The organism is Dyella sp. KRB-257 (genome assembly GCF_049445995.1).
Classification (GTDB): Bacteria; Pseudomonadota; Gammaproteobacteria; order Xanthomonadales; family Rhodanobacteraceae; genus Dyella_A.
Genome location: NZ_JBMSDZ010000009.1, coordinates 119,240 through 136,960, shown reverse-complemented (window position 1 = coordinate 136,960; position 17,721 = coordinate 119,240). Strand labels below are relative to the sequence as shown.

Annotated in this window: 15 protein-coding genes; 8 read left to right on the top strand and 7 right to left on the bottom strand. The window is 69.0% G+C overall.

Annotation, left to right across the window (positions count from 1 at the left end; genetic code table 11):
* Positions 1 to 1,170 (bottom strand): acyl-CoA dehydrogenase family protein, encoded by a 1,170-nt coding sequence (locus ACO2Q2_RS09535; protein WP_423255533.1) that lies wholly within the window; start codon positions 1,168 to 1,170, stop codon positions 1 to 3.
* A gap of 101 nt (positions 1,171 to 1,271) precedes the next feature.
* A complete protein-coding gene (locus ACO2Q2_RS09530; RefSeq protein ID WP_423255532.1) occupies positions 1,272 to 2,603 on the bottom strand; it encodes an MFS transporter in 1,332 nt (443 codons plus the stop codon).
* A 218-nt stretch (positions 2,604 to 2,821) separates the two neighbouring features.
* On the opposite strand from ACO2Q2_RS09530, the gene cyoA reads away from it, so the two are divergent.
* From cyoA to ACO2Q2_RS09505, 5 genes are read left to right on the top strand one after another with little or no spacing between them, the layout of a single operon-like run.
* On the top strand, positions 2,822 to 3,817 hold the full coding sequence (gene cyoA / locus ACO2Q2_RS09525) for a ubiquinol oxidase subunit II (RefSeq protein ID WP_423255531.1): 996 nt from the start codon (positions 2,822 to 2,824) through the stop codon (positions 3,815 to 3,817).
* Between the two features lie 23 nt (positions 3,818 to 3,840).
* Positions 3,841 to 5,853: a cytochrome o ubiquinol oxidase subunit I gene (cyoB, locus tag ACO2Q2_RS09520; protein ID WP_423255530.1), complete on the top strand. Its 2,013-nt coding sequence runs from the start codon at positions 3,841 to 3,843 to the stop codon at positions 5,851 to 5,853.
* Entirely contained in the window at positions 5,850 to 6,476 is a 627-nt protein-coding gene (gene cyoC, locus ACO2Q2_RS09515; RefSeq protein ID WP_423255529.1) for a cytochrome o ubiquinol oxidase subunit III, read from the top strand. The genes cyoB and cyoC overlap by 4 nt, the downstream gene beginning before the upstream one ends.
* Positions 6,473 to 6,880, top strand: coding sequence for a cytochrome o ubiquinol oxidase subunit IV (gene cyoD / locus ACO2Q2_RS09510; RefSeq protein WP_423255528.1), 408 nt, complete (start codon positions 6,473 to 6,475; stop codon positions 6,878 to 6,880). The genes cyoC and cyoD overlap by 4 nt, the downstream gene beginning before the upstream one ends.
* On the top strand, positions 6,877 to 7,647 hold the full coding sequence (locus ACO2Q2_RS09505; RefSeq protein WP_423255527.1) for an SURF1 family protein: 771 nt from the start codon (positions 6,877 to 6,879) through the stop codon (positions 7,645 to 7,647). The genes cyoD and ACO2Q2_RS09505 overlap by 4 nt, the downstream gene beginning before the upstream one ends.
* Here ACO2Q2_RS09505 and cysK read toward each other — a convergent pair.
* Together cysK and cysG are read right to left on the bottom strand one after the other, a co-directional pair.
* On the bottom strand, positions 7,619 to 8,560 hold the full coding sequence (gene cysK / locus ACO2Q2_RS09500; protein WP_423255526.1) for a cysteine synthase A: 942 nt from the start codon (positions 8,558 to 8,560) through the stop codon (positions 7,619 to 7,621). The two genes, ACO2Q2_RS09505 and cysK, sit on opposite strands and share 29 nt — an antisense overlap.
* A 66-nt stretch (positions 8,561 to 8,626) precedes the next feature.
* Positions 8,627 to 10,102 carry a siroheme synthase CysG gene (gene cysG, locus ACO2Q2_RS09495; RefSeq protein ID WP_423255525.1) on the bottom strand — a complete coding sequence of 492 codons (1,476 nt, stop codon included), beginning with the start codon at positions 10,100 to 10,102 and terminating at the stop codon, positions 8,627 to 8,629.
* 241 nt (positions 10,103 to 10,343) lie between these two features.
* On the opposite strand from cysG, the gene ACO2Q2_RS09490 reads away from it, so the two are divergent.
* Positions 10,344 to 11,351, top strand: coding sequence for a LysR substrate-binding domain-containing protein (locus ACO2Q2_RS09490; protein WP_423255524.1), 1,008 nt, complete (start codon positions 10,344 to 10,346; stop codon positions 11,349 to 11,351).
* A 205-nt stretch (positions 11,352 to 11,556) separates the two neighbouring features.
* Here the strand turns inward: ACO2Q2_RS09490 and ACO2Q2_RS09485 are convergent, their stop codons facing one another.
* The 3 genes from ACO2Q2_RS09485 to ACO2Q2_RS09475 are packed head-to-tail and all read right to left on the bottom strand — an operon-like array spanning position 11,557 to position 15,765.
* Complete coding sequence (locus tag ACO2Q2_RS09485; protein ID WP_423255523.1) at positions 11,557 to 12,279, bottom strand: phosphoadenylyl-sulfate reductase; 723 nt, start codon at positions 12,277 to 12,279, stop codon at positions 11,557 to 11,559.
* On the bottom strand, positions 12,276 to 13,973 hold the full coding sequence (gene cysI, locus ACO2Q2_RS09480) for an assimilatory sulfite reductase (NADPH) hemoprotein subunit (RefSeq protein ID WP_423255522.1): 1,698 nt from the start codon (positions 13,971 to 13,973) through the stop codon (positions 12,276 to 12,278). The genes ACO2Q2_RS09485 and cysI overlap by 4 nt, the downstream gene beginning before the upstream one ends.
* A 1-nt stretch (position 13,974) precedes the next feature.
* Complete coding sequence (locus tag ACO2Q2_RS09475; protein ID WP_423255521.1) at positions 13,975 to 15,765, bottom strand: assimilatory sulfite reductase (NADPH) flavoprotein subunit; 1,791 nt, start codon at positions 15,763 to 15,765, stop codon at positions 13,975 to 13,977.
* Positions 15,766 to 15,894: 129 nt separating this feature from the next.
* Here ACO2Q2_RS09475 and ACO2Q2_RS09470 point away from each other — a divergent pair, with 129 nt between their 5' ends.
* Positions 15,895 to 17,100 carry a JmjC domain-containing protein gene (locus ACO2Q2_RS09470; protein WP_423255520.1) on the top strand — a complete coding sequence of 402 codons (1,206 nt, stop codon included), beginning with the start codon at positions 15,895 to 15,897 and terminating at the stop codon, positions 17,098 to 17,100.
* A complete protein-coding gene (locus ACO2Q2_RS09465) occupies positions 17,097 to 17,591 on the top strand; it encodes a hypothetical protein (protein WP_423255519.1) in 495 nt (164 codons plus the stop codon). Before ACO2Q2_RS09470 ends, ACO2Q2_RS09465 begins: the two co-directional genes overlap by 4 nt.
* Positions 17,592 to 17,721 lie beyond the last annotated feature (130 nt).

The following is a 17,721-nucleotide window of genomic DNA, read 5'->3' as shown; positions in this document are numbered from 1 at the left end:
TCAGAACGCGTTGATGCCCGTCAGCTCACGGCCCACCACCAGCTGGTGCACGGTCTCGGTGCCCTCGTAGGTGATCACCGACTCCAGGTTCAACGCGTGGCGGATCGCACCGTGCTCGGTGGTGATGCCGGCGCCGCCGAGCACGTCGCGGCACTCGCGCGCGATGTCGATGGCCATGCGCACGTTGTTCCACTTGGCCAGACTCACCTGGGTGGGCTGCAGCCTGCCGGCATCCTTCAGGCGGCCCAGTTGCAGGGAGAGCAACTGCGCGGTGGTGATGCGCCGGGCCATGTCGGCCAGCTTCAGCTGGATCGCCTGGTTGGCCGCCAGCGGGCGGCCGAACATCACGCGCTCGGCGGTGTAGTCGAGCACTTCCTTCAGGCAGGCCTGGGCGGCGCCGATTGGACCCCAGGTGATGCCGTAACGCGCCTGGTTGAGGCAGCCCAGCGGACCCTTCAGGCCCTTCACGTTGGGCAGGCGGTTGGCGTCCGGCACGCGCACGCCGTCGAAGAACAGCGCGCTGGTGACCGAGGCGCGCAGGCTCATCTTCTTGTGGATTTCCTGCGCCTTGAAGCCGGCGGAATCGGTGGGGACGATGAAGCCCTGGATGCCGTCCCCGGTCATCGCCCAGACGATGGCGATGTGCGCGAGGTTGCCGTTGGTGATCCACATCTTGGCGCCGTTGATCACCCAGTCGCCGCCATCCTTCCTGGCGTGGGTCTTCATGTTGGCCGGATCGGAGCCGCCGTGCGGCTCGGTCAGGCCGAAGCAGCCGATGATCTCGCCCGCCGCCATCTTCGGCAGGTACTGGCGCTTCTGCTCCTCGCTGCCGTAGGCGAAGATCGGGTACATGCACAGCGAGCTCTGCACCGAGGCGAAGCTGCGCAGGCCCGAATCGCCGCGCTCCAGCTCCTGGCAGATCAGGCCGTAGCTGACGCCGTTCATGCCGGCGCCGCCGTATTCCTCGGGAATGGTCGCGCCAAGCAGGCCGAGGCCGGCGATCTCGGGAATCAGCTCCTTCGGGAAGCGGCCCTGCTCGAAGCAGTCGCCGATGATCGGCAGCACCTTTTCGTCGACAAAGCGGCCGACCGAGTCCTGCACCATGCGCTCCTCGTCGGAGAGCAGCGCGCGGACATCGTAAAGGTCGAGCGGATCAAGACGGACAGCCATGCAGCCTCCCACGGGTTGAGTAATCCGCCCATTCTAGCGTTGATGACACGCCCCCTGACGACGGGAGATGCACGGCCGCCAGTGCGGCGACCTGGGGCCACTCAATCGTTCGGCATGCCGCCCGCGCGACTCATCCACAACGCCGCCAGGGTGCCGATGGCGCCAGACAGCAGGTACAGGCCCACGTAGCCCACGCCCAGATAGACCGACAGCGACAGTGCCACCAGCGGAGCGAACCCGGCGCCCAGCAGCCAGCCCAGGTCCGAGGTGATCAGCGCGCCGGTGTAGCGGAAATAGCTGAGAAAGCTGGAGCTCACCGCACCGGCGGCCTGCGCGTGGGAGAAGCCCAGCAGGGCGAAGCCGACGATGATGAACAGGTAACCCTCCACCCGGCCGCCGGACAGCATCAGCGGCGTCCAGCCGCTGTAGATGGCGATCAGCACGGCTAAGATCGCCAGCGTCATGCGCCGTCCGAAGCGGTCGGCGATGAGCCCGGAGGCCATCATGCAGGGAATCGCCACCGCCGCCCCGATGATCTGCACCACGAGGAAGCTCACCGGCGACTGCCTGGTGAACAGCAGCGCCCACGACAGCGCAAAGATCGTCACCAGGTGAAACAGCGCATAGCTGGCCAACGGCGCGAACGCGCCCAGCGCAATGGCCTTGCCCTGCGTGCGTACCAGTTCGCCCACCGGCGAAGGCTCCAGCTCGCGCAGCTTGAGCATGGTCGAGTATTCGGGCGTCACCACCAGTCGCAGGCGGGCGAACAGCGCCACCACGTTGATGGCGAAGGCCACGAAGAACGGATAACGCCAGCCCCAGCCATAGAATTCGTCGGCCGTCAGGCTGGTCAACAGGTAGGCGAACAGGCCGGCCACGAGAATGAAGCCGATCGGCGCGCCCAGCTGCGGAATCATGGCGTACCAGCCGCGCTTGTGCCGCGGCGCATTGAGCGCCAGCAGCGAAGACAGGCCATCCCAGCTGCCGCCGATGGCAAGGCCCTGGCCGAAGCGCAGCACCGCCAGCGCCACGATCGCCAGCACGCCCAGCACATCGTACCCCGGCAGAAAGGCGATGCCGGCGGTGGTCATGCCCAGCAGGAACAGCGCCACGGTGAGCTTGGCGCCGCGACCGAACTCGCGGTGCAGGAACAGGAAGATCAACGAGCCGATCGGCCGCCCGATGAACGCCAGCGCAAACAGCGCAAACGAGTAGAAGATGCCGTTGAGCTCGCTGGCGAAGGGGAAGAACACCCTGGGAAACACCAGCACGCAGCCGATGCCGAACACAAAGAAATCGAAGAACTCGGAGATGCGACCAATCACCACGCCGATCGAGATATCCCCGGGGGTGACCTCCTGGGCGTGGCCTGCGGCACCCGCAGGCGGCGAGGCGACGGACGGATCGGAGAGCTGGGAGTGGCTGGACGACATGGCTATTCCGTAGGTGTGATGCGGGCTGCGCGGCACGCAAGCGGTGTCCTGTGCCGGCCGCGCCACTCGCGGTTTCGTCTTGCGCGATCGGCCAGACGGCGCATTCTGCAAGCATGCACCCGATGCGACAAAGCGACCAGACGACAACGTGTCGCGTCGGAATGGCCGGGGACACTTGGTATCCTACGCAGGTTGATCCCCACTCCCCAAGTGCGCTCATGTCTCCAAAACGTCTTCGAGGCCCGCTGCTGGCGCTGCTGGCGCTCACCCTGAGCGGCTGCAAGCTGGTCTTGCTCGATCCCGCCGGTGACGTTGCGCGTCAGCAGAGCGATCTGATGATTGCCTCGGTCATCCTGATGTCGCTGATCGTGGTGCCCGTGCTGGTGGCCATCGGCGTGATCGCGTGGCGCTATCGCGCCTCCAACCCGTCGGCCGCATACGAGCCGGAGTGGGACCACTCCACCCAGTTCGAACTGGTGGTGTGGGCCGCGCCGCTGCTGATCATCGTGGTGCTCGGCGCGATGACCTGGATCGGCACCCACCAGCTGGATCCCTACCGCCCGCTGCGCCGCATCAGTGCCCACCGGCCCATGCCGACCCACATCGAACCGTTGGAGGTGCAGGTGGTGTCACTGGACTGGAAATGGCTGTTTTTCTACCCGCAGTACGGCATTGCCACGGTCAACGAAATGGCCGCTCCGGTGGATCGCCCGATCCACTTCAAGCTCACGTCGAAAGACACCATGAACGCGTTCTTCGTGCCCACGCTGGCCGGCATGATCTACACCATGCCCGGCATGCAGACGGTGCTGCACGCCGTGATCAACAAACCGGGCGAATACGACGGACAGTCCTCCAACTACAGCGGCTCCGGCTTCACCGACATGCGTTTCCGCTTTCACGGCCTGAGCGATGCCGACTTCACCCATTGGGTGGCCAGGGTGCGTACCGAGGGCAAGGATCTCGACGCCCGCGCGTTCGACCGTCTCGATGAACCCAGCCGCGCCGAGCCGGTGCACTACTACGCCCGCTTCGACGCCGGCCTGTATCGCCGCATCCTCAACCAGTGCGCCGACCCCGGCGACGTGTGCCCGGGCCAGATGGCCACCATGGGGCACGCCGCGATGGCGGCGATGCCCGGCCACGCTGCGGACGAGGCGATGCCCGCCGCGCCATCCCCGGCGACGCCTGCGCACGACGCGGCGACGCACTGATCCGAATCATCGAGGTTCACGACATGCCCGATCGTCCCGCCATCTGGAATTTCCTGCTCGGGCGCCTTTCGCTCAGCGCGCTGCCCCTGGACAACAGCATCGTGGTCTGGACCTTCGTGGTCGTGGCCATCGTCGGCGCCGGCGTGGTCGGTGCCATCACCTACCATCGCAAGTGGGGCTACCTGTGGAACGAATGGTTCACCAGCGTGGACCACAAGAAGCTCGGCATCATGTACATCGTGCTGGCCACGGTGATGCTGCTGCGCGGCTTTGCCGACGCCCTGCTGATGCGCTCGCAGCAGGCGATCGCCTTCGGCGCCAACATGGGCTACCTGCCGCCGCACCACTACGACCAGATTTTCACCGCGCACGGCGCGATCATGATCTTCTTCGTGGCGATGGCGTACATCGCCGGCTTCATGAACTACGTGATGCCGCTGCAGATCGGCGCGCGCGACGTGGCGTTCCCGTTCCTCAACAACTTCAGCTTCTGGCTGACGGCCAGCGGCGTGGTGCTGTTCATGGCCTCGCTGTTCATCGGCGACTTCTCGAACGCGGGCTGGCTGGGCATGCCACCGGTATCCGAACTGAACCAGAGCCCCGGACCGGGCGTGGACTACTACATCTGGGGCCTGCAGCTCGCGGGCCTGGGCACCTTGCTCACCGGCATCAATTTCGTCGTCACCGTCCTCAAGATGCGCGCGCCGGGCATGACGCTGATGAAGATGCCGATGTTCACCTGGACCACGCTGTGCACCAGCGGCCTGATCGTGGTGACCTTCCCGATCCTCACCGCCACACTGTTACTGCTGTCGCTGGACCGCTACATCGGCACCCACTTCTTCACCAACGGGTTCGGCGGCAACGTGATGATGTACGTCAACCTGATCTGGATCTGGGGCCACCCGGAGGTCTACATCCTGATCCTGCCGATGTTCGGCCTGTACTCCGAGATCGTGCCCACCTTCTCGGGCAAGCGGCTGTTCGGTTATTCGTCGATGGTCTACGCCACCGCCTCGATCATGCTGCTGTCCTACCTGGTGTGGCTGCATCACTTCTTCACCATGGGATCGGGTGCGGACGTCAACTCGTTCTTCGCCCTCACCACGATGATGATTTCGATCCCCACCGGCGTGAAGATCTTCAACTGGCTGTTCACCATGTACCGCGGGCGGGTGCGTTTCACGGTGCCGATGATGTGGACCATGGGCTTTTTGTTCACCTTCACCCTCGGCGGCATGACCGGCGTGATGCTGTCGGTGGCACCGGCGGATTTCCTGCTGCACAACAGCCTGTTCCTGGTGGCGCACTTCCACAACGTGATCATCGGCGGCGTGGTGTTCGGCGTGTTTGCCGGCATCAACTACTGGTTTCCCAAGGCGTTCGGTTTTCGCCTGGACGAGTTCTGGGGCAAGCTCAGTTTCTGGTTCTGGCAGGTGGGTTTCTGGGTCGCCTTCGGTCCGCTCTACGTGCTGGGGCTGATGGGCGTGACGCGGCGCCTGAGCCACTTCACCGATCCCAGCCTGCAGATCTGGTTCGTCATCGCCGCGTTCGGCGCGTTGCTGATCCTGCTCGGCATCCTGTCGTTCCTCATGCAGCTGTTCGTGAGCATCCGCCGCCGCGATGCACTGGCGGTGGGCAACGATCCGTGGGGCGGCCGCACGCTGGAGTGGTCCACCTCCTCGCCGCCGCCGCCGTACAACTACGCCTTCATCCCGCGGGTGTACGAGCGCGACGCCTGGACCGACATGAACAAGCACGGCTATCAGCGACCGCAGGAAGGCTTCAACGACATCCACATGCCCCGCAACACCGCCGCCGGCATGGTGCTGGCCGGGCTGGGCACGGTCTTCGGCTTCGCCATGGTCTGGTACATCTGGTGGCTGGCGGCGCTGGCGTTCGTGGCGATGATCGCCGCAGGCATCATCCACACGTTCAACTACGACCGCGACACCCATATCGCCGCCCGGGACGTGGCCGAGTTCGAACTGCATACCGGCCACTGGGAGCCGAAGGCACGGGGCGCCACCGCATGAACACCATCGCCGTCGATACCGCCGCCCCCGCGCCGCGCGAGTTTGTCTGCCGCGAGGAGGCGCATCCGCACAACGGAACCCTGCTGGGGTTCTGGCTCTACCTGATGAGCGACTGCTTCATCTTCGCCGCGCTGTTTGCCTGCAACGCGGTACTGGGCACCGCCTACGCCGGCGGCCCCACCGCGCGCGACGTGCTCGATCTGCCGGGGCTGGCCATCAACACGGCGCTGCTGCTGGTGTCGTCGGTCACCTTCGGCTTTTCGATGCTGGAGATGGGGCGCCAGCGCAAGGGCGCGATGCTGGGGTGGCTGGCCGTCTCCGGCGTGCTCGCCACGGTGTTCGTGGGGCTCGAAATACGCGAGTTCGCCACCATGATCGCCGAGGGCGCCGGCCCCGGCCGCAGCGCCTTCCTGTCGTCGTTCTTCACCCTGGTCGGCACGCACGGCCTGCATGTCACGGTGGGCGTGATCTGGCTGGTGGTGCTGATGGTGCAGTTGGCCAGGCGCGGACTGACCGAAGCGAACCGGCGCCGGCTGCTCTGCCTGAGCATGTTCTGGCATTTTCTCGATCTGGTCTGGGTCGGCGTGTTCAGTTACGTCTACCTGGTGGGAGTGCTTCGATGAGCCATCCATCCGCCCCGATGCACGGGCACGACGCGCCGCATGAGGGTGCCCACGCCGCGGACCACGCGGCGCACGGCAGTATGCGTGGTTATCTCACCGGCTTTGTGCTGGCGGCGGTGCTTACCGTCATTCCGTTCTGGCTGGTGATGGGCCACGTGATTTCCAGCCCCGTCGTCACCGCCGTGCTGGTGCTTGGCCTGGCGGCGGTGCAGATCGTGGTGCACGTGGTGTATTTCCTGCACCTGGACACCCGCTCGGAGAACGGCTGGAACATGCTGGCCTTCATTTTTACGGTCGTGCTGGTGGTGATCGTGCTGGGCGCGTCGGTCTGGGTCATGTATCACGAGAACGCCAACATGATGCAGATGCCGCCGCAAGCCATGCAGCACACGCCAGGCGCATGACCGTCAAACCGCGCGGCGCACCCGCGCGTATGGCATGGAAGCTGCTGGCCATCGCCCTGTTTGCCCTGTTCGTGTCGTTGGGCAACTGGCAGGTCCGCCGACTGCACTGGAAACGTCAGCTGATCCACGATGTCGCCGCGCGGGTGCATGCGCCCCCGGTTCCACCGCCGGGCGTCACACAGTGGGCCGCGGCAGACCGTGGACGATGGCAATACCTGCACGTGCGCCTGCACGGGCGTTTCCTGCACGACGCGCAGACCCTGGTCCACGGCACCAGCGAACTGGGCTATGGCTATTGGATGCTTGCGCCGCTGCGCCTGGACGATGGCAGCATCGTGCTGGTCAACCGCGGCTATATTCCCGCCGATCTGCCGGGCACACCGGCCTTTGCACAGACGCGGGCGCCGTCGGGTGAGGTCGACATCACGGGGTTGCTGCGGACGTCCGAGCCGGGCGGGGGGTTCATGCACGCCAACCGGCCTGCGCAAAACCGCTGGTATTCGCGCGACGTGCCCGCCATCGCCGCCGCGCGTGGCCTGCCGTCCGCGCGGGTCGCGCCGTATTTCGTCGATGCGGACGCGGCTCCCGGCAACGCGCGCAGCGAGGCGCCATGGCCACGCGGCGGCCTCACCGTCATCCGGTTCCCCAACCACCATCTGAGCTACCTGATCACCTGGTATCTGCTGGCACTGGGTGTGGTGATCGCCGCGGGCTACATGGCCCGCGACGAGTGGCGCCTCAGGCGATTTCGTCCGAGCCTTCGTTGACGCCCTCGAACAGGTAGGTCGACAGGTAGCGCTCGCCGGTATCCGGCAGCATGGCCAGCAGTACGCTGCCTTGCGGGGCATCCCTGGCCACTTCCAGCGCCGCGGCCAGCGTGCCGCCGCAGGACAGCCCCACGAAGATGCCCTCCTGCGCGGCCAGCGCGCGGGCCACCTCGCGCGAGCGTTCGTCGGGGATCAGCTTGATCTCGTCCACCACCTCGCGATTGAGCACCGCGGGGATGAAATCCGGGTTCCAGCCCTGGATCTTGTGCGGCTGCCATTCCCCGCCGGCGAGCAGCGCGGCGCCGGCCGGCTCGGCACCGATCACCCTCACTTCCGGGCGCGCCAGCTTGAGCATCTCGCCCACGCCGGTGAGGGTGCCGCCGGTGCCCCAGCCGCTGACGAAATAGTCCAGCCGCCGCCCCGCGAAATCCTTGAGGATCTCCGGGCCGGTGGTGCTGCGGTGGTAGGCCGGGTTGGCCGGGTTCTCGAACTGGCTGGCCCAGAACCAGCCGTGCTTCTCGGCCAGCTCCTTCGCCTTCTTCACCATGCCGGTGCCACGATCGGCCGCCGGGGTGAGCAATACCCGGGCGCCGTAGGCGCGCATCAGCTTGCGCCGCTCGACCGAGAACGAATCGCTCATCACCGCCACGAACGGATAGCCGCGCGCCGCGCAGACCATCGCCAGGCCGACGCCGGTATTGCCGGAGGTGGCTTCCACCACGGTCTGCCCGGGCTTGAGCACGCCGCGTTTCTCGGCGTCGAGGATGATCGCCAGTGCGAGGCGATCCTTCACCGAGCCGCCAGGGTTGAACGCCTCCACCTTGACGTAGATCTCCACGCCCTTGGGCGCGAGGCGGTGCAGTTTCACGATCGGGGTGCCGCCGATGGTGTCGAGAATGCTGTCGTAGATCATGGGGAAGCTCCAGGGACCGGAAAGAAAAGCGCCGCGCATGATGCGCCGACGGTGGGGAAAGCGTGTTCAGACATGGTGAATGGCCGCCAGCGCGTCGACCGATGCGCCGGACGATGCGGACGCGCGGCGCGGTGGGATGCCATGCCCCCGCTCGCCCACCGGCGGCGCACCGAACCACGCCAGCGACTCGGCCAGCGCGGCCACCTCGCCCAGGATCAGCAGCGCCGGCGACCGCACCGCCTGCTCCGCGGCGCGGCGTGCCAGTTGGCCCAGCGTGCCGGTGACCACCCGCTGCTGCGGCCGCGAGCCGTTCTCCACCAGGGCGAACGGCGTCGACGCGGCGCGACCGTGGGCGATCAGCCGCTGCTGGAACGCCTCCAGCTGCGACACGCCCATGTACACCGCCAGCGTCTGCCGTTCGCGCGCCAGCGCGGGCCAGTCCAGCGTGTCGTGCGAGGCCTTGCAGTGCGCGGTGAGCAGGCGCACCGACTGCGCGTGGTCGCGATGCGTGAGCGGGATGCCGGCGTACGCGGCGCAGGCCACCGCCGCGGTGATGCCGGGCACCACTTCGTAGGCAATGTCGTGCGCGCGCAGGAACTGAAGCTCCTCGCCGCCGCGGCCGAACACGAACGGGTCGCCGCCCTTCAGTCGCACCACGCGCCGGCCGGCGCGCGCGTGTTCAAGCATCAGCGCGTGGATGCCGTCCTGCGTGGTGTGGTGGCGACCGGCTTCCTTGGCCACCTCGATGCGCTCGGCGTCGCGGCGCGCCAGCGCCAGCACCTCGGCGCTGACCAGCCGGTCGTGCAGGATCACGTCGGCCTCGTTCATCGCGCGCAGCGCGCGCAGGGTGAGCAGGCCCGGATCGCCCGGACCGGCGCCGACCAGCACCACACTGCCTTGCGTAGCCACACCGGCCGAGGCCAGCAACCGCTCGGCCTCGGCCTGCGCCGCGTCGGGCCGGCCGCGACGCACCATGTCGGCCACCGGGCCGGCGAACAGTTGCTCGTAGAAGCGCCGCCGCATCGCCGGCTCGGGATGCCGCAGGCGGATGCGCTTGCGCAGCCTCGCGGCCAGCATCGCCAGCGCGCCGAGCGAGTGATCCAGCAGCGTCTCCAGCCGCTCGCGGATCAGCCGCGCCAACATCGGCGCATCACCGCCGCTGGAGATGGCGATGGTCAGCGGCGCGCGGTCGATCACCGCCGGCACGTGGAAGCTGCAGCGCGCGGCGTCGTCCACCACGTTGCAGAACAGCCGTCGCGCGGCGGCCAGTTCGACGATGCGCTGGTGCAGCGCCTCATCGTCGGTGGCGGCGATCACCAGCCACGCATGATCCAGCCAGCGCGCCTCGAAACGGCCGGCGACGTGCACGATGCGACCGGCCTGCGCCCACTGCGCCAGCAGCGGCGACAGGGCGGGCGAACCCACGGTGACGCGCGCACCGGCCTCCACCAGCGCGGCGGTCTTGCGCTCGGCCACCGCGCCGCCGCCGACCACCAGTACGGGGCGGTCGACGAGATCGGCGAACAGCGGATAGAGCTTCATCGGGGGCATTACTCGGTACGCCGCGCCGGGCGGCGCATCCGGCCAAGCTAGGCAGGCAAGCCCGCGGCCACAAATGATTTATCGAATGGGCGATATGCCGGCAGGTTATGAATCAACCCACCGTACCCCGCGCTTGACGCACCGCACAAATCGGATGTATAGACGTCCAAATGAAAACACACTCCACCGCCAGCCTGTCGCCTGCGCCCGCCTCCCGCGCAGGCCGCCGCGGAGCGCCCGCATGACGCTGACCCAGCTGCGCTACCTGATCGCGATCGCCGACTCCGGGCTCAACATCACCCTGGCCGCCGAGCGCGTGCACGCCACCCAGCCGGGACTGAGCAAGCAGCTCAAGCAACTGGAGGAGGAACTGGGTTTCCAGCTGTTCAACCGCAAGGGCAAGAGCCTGGATGCGATCACCCACGCCGGCACCCACGTGCTGGAACGCGCGCGGACGATCCTCGCCGAGGTGGGCAACATCCAGTCGGTGGCGGCCAACCTGCGCAACGAGGCGCGCGGCACGCTGCGCATCGCCACCACCCACACCCAGGCGCGCTTCGCCCTGCCCGGCGCGATCGCCGCGCTCAGCCGCAGCTACCCGGAAGTGAGCGTGCACCTGCAGCCGGCCGCCGACGCCGAGCTGCTGGGGCTGCTGGAAAGCGGCGGCGTCGACCTGGCCGTGGTCAGCACCGCCGGCGCACCGCCGGCCGGCGTGATCGCGCTGCCCGCCTATCGCTGGCAGCGTCGGGTGGTGGTGCCGAAAGAGCATCCGCTGGCCGCGCTCGACCGCGCACCGACGCTGGATGAACTGGCCGCGCAGCCGCTGGTGAGCTACGACTCCTCGCTCAAGCCCGAATCCTCGCTGCGCCGCACCTTCGAGTCCGCCGGCCTGCAGCCGCAGATCGCCATGACCGCCAGCGACGCCGACCTGATCAAGACCTACGTGCGCGCCGGCCTCGGCGTGGGCGTGCTGGCCGAGATGGCGCTGCTGCCCGCCGACCGTGTCGACCTGCGCATCCTCGCCGCCGACCGGCTGTTCGCGCCCTGCACCACCTGGATCGTGCTGCGCAAGGACAGCGTGCTGCGCGAATTCGCGCTGGCCTTCATCACCGGCTTCGCCCCGCAGCTGGAGCGCAAGGCGGTGGCGCGGCATGTGTCCAGCGGCGAGGCGGTGGAATGGCCGACGGCGCCGACCTGGCGCGAGCGGGCGGCGAAAGGGGCGGTGAAGCCAGTGGCGGCAAGGGTTTGACAAGCTGCGTGACGGCGCTTCGGCCATGCTGAAGCCGCGGGAGACGAAAGAACGTGCCTTCCTCGAAAACCACCGCCCGTCATTCCAGCGAAAGCCGGGATCCGGCGCCTCTTTGCAGTGTCGAAAGGCACTGGATTTCAGCTTTCGCTGGAACGACGGCGAGGGGGACATGAACCGGCTGGCGATGAACCGGCAACTCTCGGCATTACACCGCCTCGTGCAAGCCGCACTCCCGGTGCAGCCCGAAGAACCGCGTGTCCTCCGCCGCCATCCCGGGCTGCCACGGCCGCGTGGTGTGCACGTCGCCGATCGACACGTAGCCCTGCTCCCACAGCGGGTGGTAGGGCAATCCGTGCTGGGCGAGGTACTGGCCCACGTCGCGGTCGCGCCAGTCGGCGACGGGGTGAAATTTCCAGCGGCCCTTGCGACGCTGCGCGAAGGCAATCCGCTCGCGGCTGCGCGACTGCACGCGACGCAGGCCGGAAAACCAGCCCGAGGCGCCGAGCTCGGCCAGCGCACGCTGCATCGGCTCCACCTTGCGCAGCTCGTTGTAGCGCTTGATGCCCTCCTCGCCCTGTTCCCACAGCCGGCCGTGACGGGCCTCCATCCACGCCGGGCTCAGCGCCGGGCGGTAGACCTTGAGGTTGAGCTTGAGGCGGTCGGTGAGCTGGTCCACGAAGCGGTAGGTCTCAGGGAACAGGTAGCCGGTGTCGATCAGCACCACCGGGATGTCCGGCTGCTCGCGCGTGACCAGGTGCAGCATCAGCGCCGACTGCGCGCCGAAGCTGGACGACAGCACCAGCGGACCCGGCACGTTGCGCACTATCCAGCGCACCCGCTCGACCGCATCGAGCCGACCCAGCCAGGCGTCCAGCCGACCGAGCACGGCCGGATCGCGGGCGGCGGCGTCGAGGTAGGCGGGGTTCATGCGATCACCTGCGCGGGAATCTTCTGCGGCGCGCTGACCTCGCCGATGCGCACGAGGAAATCGCCGAAGCCCTCGCCCGCGTCGCGCTCGGCGGCGTAGCGGGCGAACAGCGGATCGAGCGCGGCGAGGATGGCGGCCTCGTCGATGTTCTCGCGGTAGATGCGGTTGAGCCGCTGGCCGCGGAAGTCGGCGCCCAGGCGCAGGTCATAGCGGCCCGGCGCGCGGCCGACCAGCGCGATCTCGCCCAGGTAGGGCCGCGAGCAGCCGTTGGGGCAGCCGGACAGGCGCAGCAGGATCGGCGCATCGACCAGGCCGTGGCGGTCGAGCTGCGCCTCCAGCCTCGGCAGCAGCTCCGGCAGGTAGCGCTCGCTCTCGGCCATCGCCAGCCCGCAGGTGGGCAGCGCCACGCAGGCCACGGCGTGACGGCGGATCGGGCTGGCCTTGGCGTAGCCATCCAGGCCGTATTCGGCGACCAGCGCGTCGATGCGTGCCCGATCGGCCACGGCCACGTCGGCCACGATCACGTTCTGGTTGCAGGTCATGCGGAAGCTGCCGGTGTGGGCCTTCGCCAGCTCGCGCAGGCCGCTGAGCGAGCGCACCGCGCCCACATCGGCGAGGCGGCCGGCCTCGATGTGCAGGGTGAGGTGCCAGCGGCCGCCCTCGCCTTCGGTCCAGCCGTAGCGGTCGCCGTTGTGCTCGAACGCGTACGGCCGCGCCGGCGCCAGCGCGAAGCCGAGCCGCGACTCCAGCTCGGCGACGAAGGCGTCCAGGCCGCGATGGTCCAGCGTGTACTTCAGCCGCGCGTGCCTGCGCTCGCTGCGGTTGCCCCAGTCGCGCTGCACGCCGACCACGCCCTCGGCCACGGCGATCAACTGCTCCGGCGCGACGAAGCCGATCACGCTGGCAAGGCGCGGATAGGTGGTGGGATCGCCGTGGCTGGCGCCCATGCCGCCGCCGATGGCGACGTTGAAGCCGAGCAGCTGGCCGTCCTCGATGATCGCGATCAGGCCAAGATCCTGGGCGAACACGTCGATGTCGTTGAGCGGCGGGATGGCCAGGCCGATCTTGAACTTGCGCGGCAGGTAGGTCGGGCCGTACAGCGGCTCGTGCTCGTCGCCGGAGACCTTTTCGCCGTCCAGCCAGATCTCGTGGTACGCCCGCGTCTGCGGCTCCAGATGCTCGGACAGTTTCGCCGCCCAGGCGTAGGCCAGCGCGTGCGTATCGGGCTGCAGCGGGTTGGCGCTGCTGACCACGGTGCGCACCACGTCGCCGCAGGCGGCGATGGTGGTGGCCAGCGCGTCGTGGATGGCCCGCAGGGTGGGCTTGAGCCGTCGCTTGATCACGCCGTGCCACTGGAAGGTCTGCCGCGTGGTGATGCGCAGCGTGCCGTTGGCGTGTTCGGTGGCGATGCGGTCGAACGCCAGCCACTGTGCCGGCGTCACCACGCCGCCGGGCAGGCGTGCGCGGATCATGAAGGCGTACGCCGGCTCCAGCTTCTGCCGGCGGCGCTCGTCGCGCAGGTCGCGGTCGTCCTGCTGGTAGCTGCCGTGGAATTTCAGCAGCTTGTTGTCGTCGTCGCTGATCGCACCGGTGATCGGGTCGGCCAGACCTTCGGCGATGGTCCCGCGCAGCAGCCGGCTGGCCGCCTTGATGTGCTCCATCTCGGACACGGGCAAGGGAGTGGGCTCGCTCATTTCAGTACACGTCGCGGGCGTAGCGCCCGTCCTGCAGGAGTTCGCAAAGCCAGGCCTGCGCGGCCTCGGGGGTCTTGCCGCCGTGGCAGGCGACGATCTCCACGAGGGCGGCGTGCACGTCCTTCGCCATCTGCGCGGCGTCGCCGCAGACGTACAGGTGGGCGCCGCCGGCGAGCCAGGTGTACAGCTCGGCGCCGCGCTCGCGCAGCAGGTGCTGCACGTAGCGCTTCCCGGCCTGGTCGCGCGAGAAGGCCACGTCGAGACGATGCAGCGCGCCGTCCTTGAGCGCCTGCTGCCACTCGACCTGGTAGAGGAAGTCGTCGGCACCGTGCCGGTTGCCGAACACCAGCCAGTTGCGACCGCTGGCGCCGGCCTGCTGGCGCTCCTGCACGAAGGCGCGGAACGGCGCCACGCCGGTGCCGGGACCAATCATGATCACGTCGCGCGCGCCGTCGGCGGGCAGGCGGAAGCGCTCGTTCGGCTCGACGAAGACGTCCAGCGTGGCGTCCTCGCCGGCCTCGGCGATCCAGCGCGAGGCGGCGCCGAGGTGAGCTTCGCCGTGCGCGTGGTAGTCGACCACGGCGACGGTGAGGTGCACCTCCTCGCCCACCGCCCGCGCGCTGGAGGCGATCGAATACAGCCGCGGCGTCAGCGGTCGCAACGCGGCGACCAGCGCGGCGGCGTCCCAGTCGGCGCGATGCGCGCGCAGCAGGTCGATCGGCTGATGGCTGGCCAGCAGTTGCCTGATCGCCTCGGGCTGTTCCAGCGCGGCGCGCAGCACATCGCTGTCGGCCCGCTCGGCCACTGCCTGCACCAGCGGACGGCTGAGCCGGGTCAGTTCGCGTTCGCGCGCCAGCCATTCGCGCAGCGGCTGCGTCTTGCCGTCGTGGGTCACCGCGCTGTCGCCATCCAGCGACAGCACGGTGAGGAACGCCGTCACCAGCGAGGCCGGATTGCGGTGCCACACGCCCAGCGCATCGCCCGGCGCATAGCGCAGACCGGAACCTTCCAGCGAAAGCTCGACGTGGCGCACGTCGCGCTCGCTGGCGCGCGACACGATGCGCTGGTTGGCCAGCACCGGTGCGGCGAACGGGCGCTCGCGATGGAACTGGGGCCGCGTCGCGGCGACCCGCAGCGGGGTCACCGAGGCGATCGGCGCGTCATGCGCGAACCGTTCGCGCAGCAGCGCCAGCGCGCCTTCGGTCCACGGCGCGGCCACCGGCTCGATGTCGACGTCGGCCTCGGCCAACGGCGCCAGCCGCTGCGCGCCCAGCTCGGCCAGGCGGGCGTCCAGCGTGCGGCCCATCGCGTTGAACTGCGGGTAGCTGGAGTCACCCAGCCCGAGCACCGTGTAGTGCAGCTTCGGCAGTTTCGGCGCACGGCGCGAGGCGAGGAATTCGACGAAGCCGCGCGCGTCGTCCGGCGGCTCTCCCTCGCCCTGGGTGCTCACCACCACGGCAAGGTAGCGCTCGTCGGCCAGCTCGCGGGTGGCGTAGGCGCCGGCGCGCAGCAGTCGCACCGGCAGGCCGGCCGCTTCCGCCTGCGCCGCGAAGCGTTCGGCGATGCGGCGTGCGTTGCCGGTCTGGCTGCCGTAGAGCACCGTCAGGCGCGCGCTGTGCGCCGGGCCGGCCACGCCCGGGCGCGCCGTCGGATGCGCCGCCTGGTTGGCCACCCAGGCGGCGATCCAGTAGAGCTCGGCCGGATCGAGCCCGTCGACCAGCTGGCGCAACAGCGCCTGGCGGTCGTCGGCCAGGCCGGGCGAGCTGGCGAGGTGGGCCTGCAGTGCATTCACGGCGACAACCTTTGGACGTCCAAACGGGATCGCTGCAGCTTGCCCCGCGCGGGTGCCTCGCCCAAAGGATGATTGGCGATGTGCTTATGCCGCGGCGTCATGCCCCGGCGCCGCGGCTACAATGCGCGGATGGCCATCTCCTCCCCTTCCCGCAAGCCGCTGCCGATCGAGGTGCGCGGCTCTGCGCGCCAGCCGCTCGGCATGTCCGCCGCCCAGTTCCTGCGCGACTACTGGCAGAAGCATCCGCTGCTGGTGCGCAACGCCTTCCCCGGTTTCGTGCCGCCGATCGCGCCGGAGGACCTCGCCGGCCTGGCCTGCGAGGAAGGCGCGCTGTCGCGGCTGATCCGCCACGACGAAAAGCGCGACCGCTGGCAGGTCAAGACCGGCCCGCTGGCCGAGGCCGACTTCGCCACCACCGGCGACGCCAACTGGACCTTGCTGGTGCAGGACGTGGACAAGTGGGACGCCGACGTCGCCGCGCTGCTGGAGCCGTTTTCGTTCCTGCCGAGCTGGCGCGTAGACGACATCATGGTGTCGTACGCCGAGCCCGGCGGCGGCGTGGGCGCGCATGTGGACCAGTACGACGTGTTCCTGCTGCAGGGCCTGGGCCAGCGGCATTGGGCGATCAGCACCGACCCGGACGCGCCGAAGGATTTCCGCCTGGACGTGGAGCTCAAGCAGCTCGCGCATTTCGAGCCCACCCACGAGTGGCTGCTCGAACCGGGCGACATGCTCTACCTGCCGCCGGGCGTGCCGCACGACGGCGTGGCCATCGGCGCAGCCTGCATGACGTTCTCGGTGGGCATGCGCGCGCCGTCGCAGGCCGAGCTGATCGGCGACCTCGCCGACTACCTCGCCGAACGCCTGCCCGAGGAAGCGCGCTACACCGACCCGGACCTCAGCCCCGCGCGCCATCCCGGCGAAATCGACCGCGGCGCGCTGGAGCGTCTGCGCACCGCCCTGCCGTTCGCCACCGCCTACAACGACGCGACCCTGCTGGACTGGTTCGGCCAGTTCATCACCCGCTACCGGCTGGCGCAGCATCCCGCGCCGGCGGATCGACCGACCACGCCGGCGACGCTGGACAAGTTGCTGGCGTCAGGCAGCAGCTTCCTGCGCCACCCGTGGTCGCGCATGGCCTGGGCGCGCACCCACGCCGGCTGCACGCTGTTCGCCAACGGCCACGCCTATCCGGCCAGCCAGCGGCTGGCGCAGCTGCTGTGCGCCGAGCGCGAGTTCGTGCTCGACGGCGCACTGGATGCCGCCGAGCGCAGCCTGCTCGGCGCACTGCTGGACGACGGCCACCTGGTGTCGCGCAAGCCGCGCCGCCGATGAGGCTCGAACCCTTCCATATCGTCAGCGCCGACTGGGCGCGCGCCGGCGATCGCGAGACGATCCGTCCACTGCGGCGGACGGTGTTCGTGGAGGAGTTCGGCCTGCCGGCGCTGGACAGCGAGCACTTCGCCAGCCCGGCGGAACTGGAACAGATCCGCCGCATCGCCACGTCCGGCCGCGGCGCGCGCATCCGCCTGCTGCTGCACGATCCGGGCGCCGCGCTGCGCGACGGCCACCGGCTGCTCGCCCTGGTGCAGCGGCTGTCCAGCGTGATCCAGGTGCGCCGCCCGGTGGACGAGATCGACCTGGCCCAGCGCGCCGGCTGGCTGCTCAACGATGCCGGCGGCTACCTGTTCCTGCCCGAGTACGACCGCCCGCCGGGGCGCGCCGCCCGCCGCGACCGCGCCGGTCAGGCGCCGCTGGCGCAGCAGTTCGACGAGATCTGGGAGCGCTCGGTGCCGGCCACCGAACTGCAGGCGCTGGATCTGTAGCCAGCCGCTGAACGAGCGGCAGCGTGCCGCACGCTCGTGCCGATCCTGCGCAAGCCGCATCCGCCCTCGCTCGATCCGGCGCCGCCCCCTTGATTTGGCCGAACGCGGGCACATTCGATGGTCGGTACGG